The sequence below is a fragment of the Thiocapsa sp. genome, assembly GCF_035467215.1.
Classification (GTDB): Bacteria; Pseudomonadota; Gammaproteobacteria; order Chromatiales; family Chromatiaceae; genus Thiocapsa.
The window spans coordinates 1-8,361 of the sequence record NZ_DATITZ010000001.1 but is presented as its reverse complement, the minus strand read 5'-3'; the positions used below and the strand labels follow the sequence as shown (position 1 = coordinate 8,361).

Annotated in this window: 3 protein-coding genes; 2 read left to right on the top strand and 1 reads right to left on the bottom strand. The window is 67.0% G+C overall.

What is annotated here, in order from left to right; translation table 11 throughout:
* The first annotated feature begins 175 nt into the window (after window positions 1–175).
* Window positions 176–1,786, top strand: a complete 1,611-nt coding sequence (locus tag VLR48_RS00015) for an RNA-binding domain-containing protein (RefSeq protein WP_325289820.1) — start codon at window positions 176–178, stop codon at window positions 1,784–1,786.
* 344 nt (window positions 1,787–2,130) lie between these two features.
* Here VLR48_RS00015 and VLR48_RS00010 read toward each other — a convergent pair whose 3' ends face one another.
* Window positions 2,131–2,292, bottom strand: coding sequence for a hypothetical protein (locus VLR48_RS00010; protein WP_325289819.1), 162 nt, complete (start codon window positions 2,290–2,292; stop codon window positions 2,131–2,133).
* Window positions 2,293–2,700: 408 nt separating this feature from the next.
* On the opposite strand from VLR48_RS00010, the gene uvrA reads away from it, so the two are divergent.
* Window positions 2,701–8,289, top strand: coding sequence for an excinuclease ABC subunit UvrA (gene uvrA / locus VLR48_RS00005; RefSeq protein WP_325289818.1), 5,589 nt, complete (start codon window positions 2,701–2,703; stop codon window positions 8,287–8,289).
* Window positions 8,290–8,361: the final 72 nt, after the last annotated feature.

Here is an 8,361-nt window from a genome sequence, read left to right as displayed (position 1 = left end):
CCGGTTGGCATCTTGGCCACGCGCCACACGCCGCTACGTGCGGCTACCAACGGAAGTTTAGCCTTCCGTCGCTCAACCGGGGCCGCCCGATACCGGAGCTCACCCCATGACTCGTCGGTCTGAGGCGAAGCCTCGCTAGGTTTGACTTATCTTTGAGCGGTTCCCAAGCCTCCCCATGACGCCCTTCTCCTTGTTGCGGACCTCCTCGGGTCCGATCCGCTCGCGTCTCCTTCGCGACCTCGTGCTGCTGGTGCTCCTGACCGTCGGGCTGTTGGTGGCCATCAATATCCTCCTGATCAATCTCATCAAGGAGGACCTGGCCGAAAGCCGCATTGATTCCGCGACGGCACTGGTTCGCGACGAGGTTCGCGGTCTCCTGCTGCCGGTCGAGCAGCAGCTCCTGATCGTTCGCGACGGTCTTGCCGCTGCCGGTCTGACCCCGGCCGACGAAGGGGCCTTGAATCAACGCTTGACCCCGATCCTCGCCCACATGGGCCAGATCGCGGGCGCGATCGATGCCTCGGCCGACGGCAGCGAATATTTTCTGCGCCGCGACGGCGACGGCTGGATGAGCCGACTGCACGAGCCGGGAACGGGACAGTCGATGCGAATCACCCGCTGGGACGCCGCGCTGCGCCCGCAGGAGACGCGTGAGGAGGCAAGCGAGCACGACCCGCGCACTCGACCCTGGTTCACCGCGGCGGCCGATCGACCGGGCGCCGTGTTCTGGACTCGACCCTACGTCTTCGAGTCGACCCAGGAGCCCGGTCTGACGGCATCATTAGGTTGGATGCAGTCCGGACAACTGCGTGTGACCGCACTGGACGTGACCATCGAGACCATCGTTGCGAGCATCGAGCGACACGCCGTCGCGGCCGAGGGTCGCGGTTTTCTCTTCAGCGGTGCCGGCGGCGTCTATGTCCCGGAGGACGACTCTCTGCCACCGGATCCGGAGCAGGCGAGCGGCTTCTTCTCGGTCCATCTGACGCCCGGCGGCCCGCTGGTCTTCGACGCCGTGTCGGCCTGGAACCTGGCGGGCCGCCCGGCGCAGGGTCTGATCCGCTTCACCAGCTCGAGGGGTCAGTGGTGGGGCGGCTTCAGACCACTGACCGAGGATCTCGCGGGCGGTTGGGCGGGCGTCGTCCTGCCTATCTCCGAGACCCTCGCGATCCTCCGGAGCCGGTGGCACATCGTCGCCCTCACAGTGCTCGGCATCCTGTTGGCCAGCCTGGGCATGACGACCCTGTTGGTGCGCAAATACCACCGACAACTGCGCGACATGCCCAAACTCAGCATCGACCGAAGGCGCGCCGCGGAGGATCTGCGCGAGCTGATCGCCTCGGGCGAAGGCACGCATCTCGAATTCAAGTCCACGATGCGCATGAATCTGCACAGCAAGGTGATGGGTCGAGAGATCGAGATGGCCTGGCTGAAGGCCGTCGCTGCATTTTTGAACTCGGAAGGCGGGATTCTGTTGCTGGGGGTGTCGGATGACGGGACCGTGCTGGGCCTGGACGCCGACAAGTTCGAAAACGAGGACAAGTGCAGGCTGCACTTCAAGAATCTGCTGAATCATCATATCGGGGCCGAGTATGCGCGGTTCGTGCGCTTCGACCTCTATGACCTGGACGGACTTCGCGTGGGAGCGGTCGAGTGCGAGCGTGCGGACACACCCGCGTTTGTGCACGACGACAAGAATCGAGAGATGTTCATCATTCGCAACGGACCGTCGAACATCGAACTGTCGATCAGCCGCGCGCTCAAATACATCCGCAGTCGGTTTTAAACCGCGCCCGACGCGGTGTGGGATGTTTTTGGATGGGATCGGCGCCGGCAGACTCGATGACTGTTCTAGCTGGCGCGGTTTAAAGCGGTGGAGAGTGTAGTGGATTAGACCGAGTTCCCACCAGACGCATGAGAGCCGGGACGCGGTCGAACTTGAGACGCGTTGACGCAGGGTACGAATGGGATCGAGTGGACTCGGATGTCGGGTTAACTCCAATCAGACGGAGCTACACGATTCAAGCGATCCGTATCATCGAGAATGACCCTGAACCGCGTCGCGCCGACATTGGTTATCGAGGCGAGGTTGCCCCCGCCTCGAAGACCTCACGAACTACAAGTCGCGGTTCAGAGCTGCCGGATCTGGGTCGGGAAGGCCGTTGCGGTTCCGCTGTCCTTGTTCTTGTCCTTGGTACAACCTTCGCCGGCTTGTGCGGTCATGAGGGAGCCGGCGACCAGCATGGCACCGAGGAGAGCGGCAGTAGCGAGCGTGGAGAGGCGCATGGACATGGTCGTAAATCCTCGTTTAGCGTGGTTGGGGATGGTGGGGCTCGGCGAACGACCGGCTCGATTTGCCCGACGAGGGTAATCTAGGGGCATCCGAGTCAGGCACAAGCCTCGAACAAGCGCGCAACCAGGTGGAATGACAATCGAGTTTTCAGGGAAATCGCATCGCCCGTGCGATCGAGCCGTCCATGCAGGTCCGCACCCGAGCGGTCGAGGCGGGACGAACGACATGTGCGGTGCGTCGGACAAGGCGCTGTATGCCAGCAAACGTGCCGGACACAACCGTGTCTTCGCCTTCAGCGAGATCGCGGAGACGGCCCGCGCCCGGCATGAGGATCCGGACTCCCGTCGAGAGCCTCCAGCCTTACGCAGTGCGTTGAGCCCCGAGAGCCAGATCGAGCGAAGACACTCATGCCGGAACCAAGTCCGCGACGCGATCTGATCCGTCTGCGCGGGGTGTGCCAGAACAACCTCAAGGACATCGATCTCGACCTGCCGCTCAACGAGCTGATCGTCGTGACCGGGGTCTCGGGCTCCGGCAAGTCCTCGCTCGCCTTCGATACACTCTATGCCGAGGGCCAGCGACGCTACGTCGAGACCTTCTCGCCCTACGCGCGCCAGTTCCTCGATCGGATGGACCGACCGGCCGCCGACCGCATCGAGGGCATCCCGCCCGCGATCGCGATCGACCAGACCAATCCGGTGCGCACCTCGCGCTCGACCGTCGGCACCATGACGGAGCTGAACGACCATCTGAAGCTCCTCTTCGCCCGCACCGCCCGGCTCTTCTGCCGGGGCTGCGGTCGGGAGGTCCGGCGCGACACGCCCGAGGGGATCTGGGAACATCTGATCGCACTGCCGGACGCCGCCGACCGAAACGTCTCGATCGCGTTCGGCGTGCCGGTGCCCGCGTCCCTGGATGTCGAGGCGGTCAAGTCACTGCTCGCCCAACAGGGCTATGTCCGGATCCTGTCGGAGAACGCGACCGCCATCGAGGTGATCCAGGACCGACTGCGTCTCACCGCCGAGCACCGCGGCCGCGCGATCGAGGCGCTGGAGACCGCGCTGGCCCGCGGTCACGGGCGCATCCGGGTCTATCCGCTCGACGCCGATCGCCAGCCCGGCCAGCCTTGGCGCTTCTCGGCCGATCTGCATTGTGCCGACTGCGACATCGCCTATGCGGATCCGACACCGAGCCGCTTCTCCTTCAACTCGCCCGTCGGCGCCTGTCCGACCTGTCGTGGTTTCGGGCGCACCATCGGGATCGACTGGTCGCTGGTCGTCCCGGATCCGTCGAAATCACTGCTCGAAGGCGCGATCAAGCCCATCCAGTCCGACAGCTATTCGGAGATCCACGAAGACCTGATGGGCTTCGCGCATCGCCGCGGCGTCCCGACCGATCTGCCCTGGCGCGATCTCACGGATGCCGATCGTGCCTGGATCATCGAGGGCGACGGCGAGTGGGAGGCCGGCGTCTGGTACGGGTTGCGCCGCTTCTTCGCCTGGCTCGAAGGGCGCAGCTACAAGATGCATGTGCGCGTGCTGCTCTCGCGCTACCGCGCCTACGATGTCTGCACCACCTGCGACGGGGCCAGACTCACCGACGAGGCGCTGGATTGGCGGGTCGGGGACAAGACGCTCGCGGATCGGGCGCTGGCACCCGAACGCCGTTTCCGGCACGGGCGCATCGGCATGGACGAGCCGACCTGGCAGGCCCTCCCCGGTCTCTGCATCCATGACCTGATGCGTCTGCCCCTGAGCGCCTGCCGCGACTTCTGCGACGCGCTGCCGCTGGATCCGGCGCTGGACCTGCTGATCGAGGGCATCCGCTCGCGCCTGCGCTATCTCTGCGAGGTCGGGCTCGGCTATCTCACCCTGGACCGCCAGTCGCGCACCCTCTCGGGCGGCGAGGTGCAGCGCATCAACCTGACCACGGCGCTCGGCAGCACGCTGGTCAACGCGCTCTTCGTGCTGGACGAGCCCAGCATCGGCCTGCACCCGCGGGACATGGACCGGATCGTGGCCATCCTGCGACGACTGCGCGACCAGGGCAACTCGCTGGTGGTCGTCGAGCACGACCCACAGGTGATGTGGGCCGCCGACCGCATCATCGACATCGGCCCCGGACCTGGCGAGCAAGGCGGGCGCATCCTCTTCGAGGGATCGCCGACGGACCTGATCCGCGCATCCGGATCGCTCACCGGCGACTATCTGGCGAGCCGGCGACAGGTCGCCGCCGGCCACCCGCCCAATCCCCCGGCGTCGGACGGCCCGCGGGTCGGCATCCGCGGCGCACGCGCCCACAATCTCAAAGGGATCGATGTCGAGATCCCGCTGCACCGCTTGGTCGTGATCACCGGCGTCTCGGGATCCGGCAAATCGACCCTGGCGCAGGAGGTCATCTACAACGCGCTCTGCCAGCGCAAAGGCCATCCCGACGAGCCGCCGGGCGAGCACGCCGGGATCGACGGAGACAACCTGATCGCCGATGTCGTACTTCTGGATCAATCGAGCATCGGCCGGACCTCGCGCTCGAATCCCGCGAGCTATGTCGGCGCGCTCGACGTGCTGCGCAAACGCTTCGCCGCCCTGCCGCTCGCCAAGGAGCGCGGCTACACCGCCGGCACCTTCAGCTTCAACAGCGGCACCGGACGCTGCCCGACCTGCGGCGGCAACGGCTACGAGCATCTGGAGATGCAGTTCCTCGCCGACGTCTACCTGCGCTGTCCGGACTGCAACGGCCGGCGCTATCGCGCGCCCGTGCTGGAGGTCGAGATCGGCGCCCGGCCCGGCGAGCCCGGACGCTCGATCGCCGACGTGCTGGAGATGACGGCGACCGAGGCACTCGCCTGCTTTGCCGATGACGCTGATCTCAAACGCGCGCTGGAGCCCTTGCTCGCGGTCGGACTCGGCTATCTGCGACTCGGCCAGCCGGTGCCCACGCTCTCGGGCGGCGAGGCCCAGCGGCTCAAGCTCGCCGGCCATCTCGCCAAATCCGGCCGGGGCAAGGCGCGCGACGGTGGCCTCCTCTTCCTGCTCGACGAGCCGACCACCGGGCTGCACTTCGCCGATGTCGCGGTCCTGCTGAACGCCTTCAGGCGGCTGCTCGACAAGGGGCATTCGCTCCTCGTCATCGAGCACAATCTCGACCTGATCGGCGCCGCGGATTGGCTGATCGACCTGGGACCCGAGGGCGGCGAGGCGGGCGGCGAGCTGGTCTGCTGCGGCACGCCCGAGCAGGTCGCGGCGCATGCGACGAGCCATACGGGGCGGGCCTTGTCCGAGCATCTCGCCACGTTGTCGCACACAGGAACAGCCGCGATGGCGATCGCCGAAGCCCCGCCGCCCCGCTTCATGACGGACGCCGTCGAGGCCCCGATCGCCAGCGACGGCGTCATCTCGGTCATCCACGCCCGCGAGCACAACCTCAAGGACCTGTCCATCACGATCGCGCGCGAGCGCTTCACCGTCATCACCGGCGTCTCGGGCAGCGGCAAGAGCACGCTCGCCTTCGACATCCTCTTTGCAGAGGGCCAACGTCGTTTCCTGGAGTCCTTGAACGCCTACGCCCGCCAATTCGTCCAGCCCGCAGCGCGGCCGGATGTCGATGCCGTGCTCGGCATCCCGCCCACCGTCGCCATCGAGCAGCGCACCAGTCGCGGCGGGGCTAAGAGCACGGTCGGCACACTCACCGAGATCCACCACTATCTGCGTCTGCTCTACGTCCGGCTCGGGATCCAGACCTGCCCGACCTGCGCCGTGCCCATCGAGCCGATGAGCCGCGACGCCATCTTGGAGCGGATCCAGCGCGATCACGGGGACAAAGCCGTCGCACTCATGGCGCCCTTGGTGATCGCGCGCAAGGGCATCTACAAGGAGCTGGCCGAATGGGCCGTGCGGCACGGCTGGTTCGTCCTGCGGGTCGACGGCGAGCCGATCGAGACGCGCGACTGGCCGCGGCTCGACCGCTATCGCGAGCACAGCATCGACCTGCCGGTCGGGGAGATCGCGATCCGGCCCGAGCAGGAAAACGCGTTGCGCGCACTCCTGGATCAGGCCCTGGATCTCGGCAAGGGCGCGATCCGGGTCGTGGAGGTCGTCGACGGGACCTGGGGCGCCGAGACGCCCTACTCGACCCGGCGCGCATGCCCGAGCTGCGGGATCGCGCGGCCCGAGCCGGACCCGCGGCTCTTCAGCTTCAACTCGAAACAGGGCTGGTGCGGGGACTGCTTCGGCACCGGCCTTGCGCTCCGCGGCTTCGATGTGGAGCAGTCGGGCGAAGAGGATCAATGGCAGGAGGCCGACGCGGTCGAGTCACAGCCCTGTCCGAGCTGTCACGGCGCACGTCTCAACCCGCAGGCGCTCGCGGTGCGCTTTCGCGAACGCTCGATCGCCGACCTCTCGGCCCTGACCGTGGATCAGGCCGGGGCCTTCGTTGCCGGCCTGCATCTGGACACGCGCGAGACCGCCATCGCCCACGACCTGCTCGCTGAGGTGCGCGAGCGCCTCGCCTTTCTCGCCGAGGTCGGGCTCGGCTATCTGACCCTGGATCGGGCCGCGCCCACGCTCTCGGGCGGCGAGGCCCAACGCATCCGGCTCGCCGCCCAGCTCGGCTCCAACCTGCGCGGTGTCTGCTACATCCTCGACGAGCCCACCATCGGCCTGCATCCGCGCGACAACCGCTTGCTCCTGACGGGACTCGATCGGCTCCAGGACAAGGGCAACACCATCCTGGTGGTCGAGCACGACGAGGAGACCATCCGCCGCGCCGACGAGGTCATCGACCTGGGACCGGGCGCCGGCACGCGCGGCGGCGAGATCATCGCCCGCGGCACCGCGCTGGAGCTGATGCAGGATCCGGCCTCCGTCACAGGTCGCTGTCTCGCCCGTTCGCGGGGACGCTCGCGGCCGGTCCGCGCGACCGGAAAGGGCGACGACTGGCTCCTGATCTCGGGCGCCCGGCGGCACAACCTGCAGGACATCGAGGTCCGCGTCCCGCTCGCCCGGCTGGTCTGTATCACCGGCGTCTCGGGATCGGGCAAGTCAACACTGGTGCGCGAGGTCCTGGTCAAGAGCCTGCGCAACCTGCTCGCGCAGGAGGGAAAACCAGGGACGCGCCCCGGCAAAGGCAACCTGGTCGGCTGCAAGCGCCTGACCGGTTGGCAGGGCCTCGCGCGCGTCCTTGAGGTCGACCAGACGCCGATCGGCAAGACGCCGCGCTCCTGCCCCGCCACCTATGTCGGTTTCTGGGACCCGATCCGCCGCCTCTTCGCCGCCACCGCGGAGGCCCGCATCCTCGGCTGGGGACCGGCGCGCTTCTCCTTCAACACCACGGGAGGGCGTTGCAGCGCCTGCGAGGGGCAGGGTGTTCAGAAGCTGGAAATGAGCTTCCTGCCGGATGTCCGCATGACCTGCGAGGTCTGCGGCGGCAGCCGTTTCGACCGCGAGACCCGCGAGGTCCGCTATCAGGGACTCGACATCGGTCAGGTCCTGCGCTTGAGCGTCGACGAGGCGGTGGATGTCTTTCACGCGCACCGCGCCATCCACCACCCGCTCGCCCTGCTCCGGGACGTCGGACTCGGCTATCTGCAGCTCGGTCAGCCCAGTCCCACGCTCTCGGGCGGCGAGGCCCAGCGCATCAAGCTGGTCACCGAGCTGACCAAGGCGCGCGCGACGCCTGCTCCGGGACCGGGACGCCGTCCCGATTCGGCCAAGACCCAACGCCACGCCCGCCCGACCCTCTACGTCCTCGACGAGCCGACCGTCGGCCTGCACATGGCCGACGTCGAGCGCCTGCTCAACGTCCTGTACCTTCTGGTCGACGCCGGTCACTCGGTCCTGGTCATCGAGCACAACCTCGACCTCATGACCGAAGCCGACTGGATCATCGATTTGGGTCCGGAAGCGGGCGATGGCGGCGGTCGGGTCGTCGCCGAAGGCACGCCGGAAACGGTTGCGAACGCCGGCGACTTCCCGACCGCCCAAGCACTGCGGGGCTGATGGTCCGTCAGAAGCGGAGAAAGCATCAAAAACAACCAAAGATGTAGTCAGTTATAAAAAAGGTAACGGGGA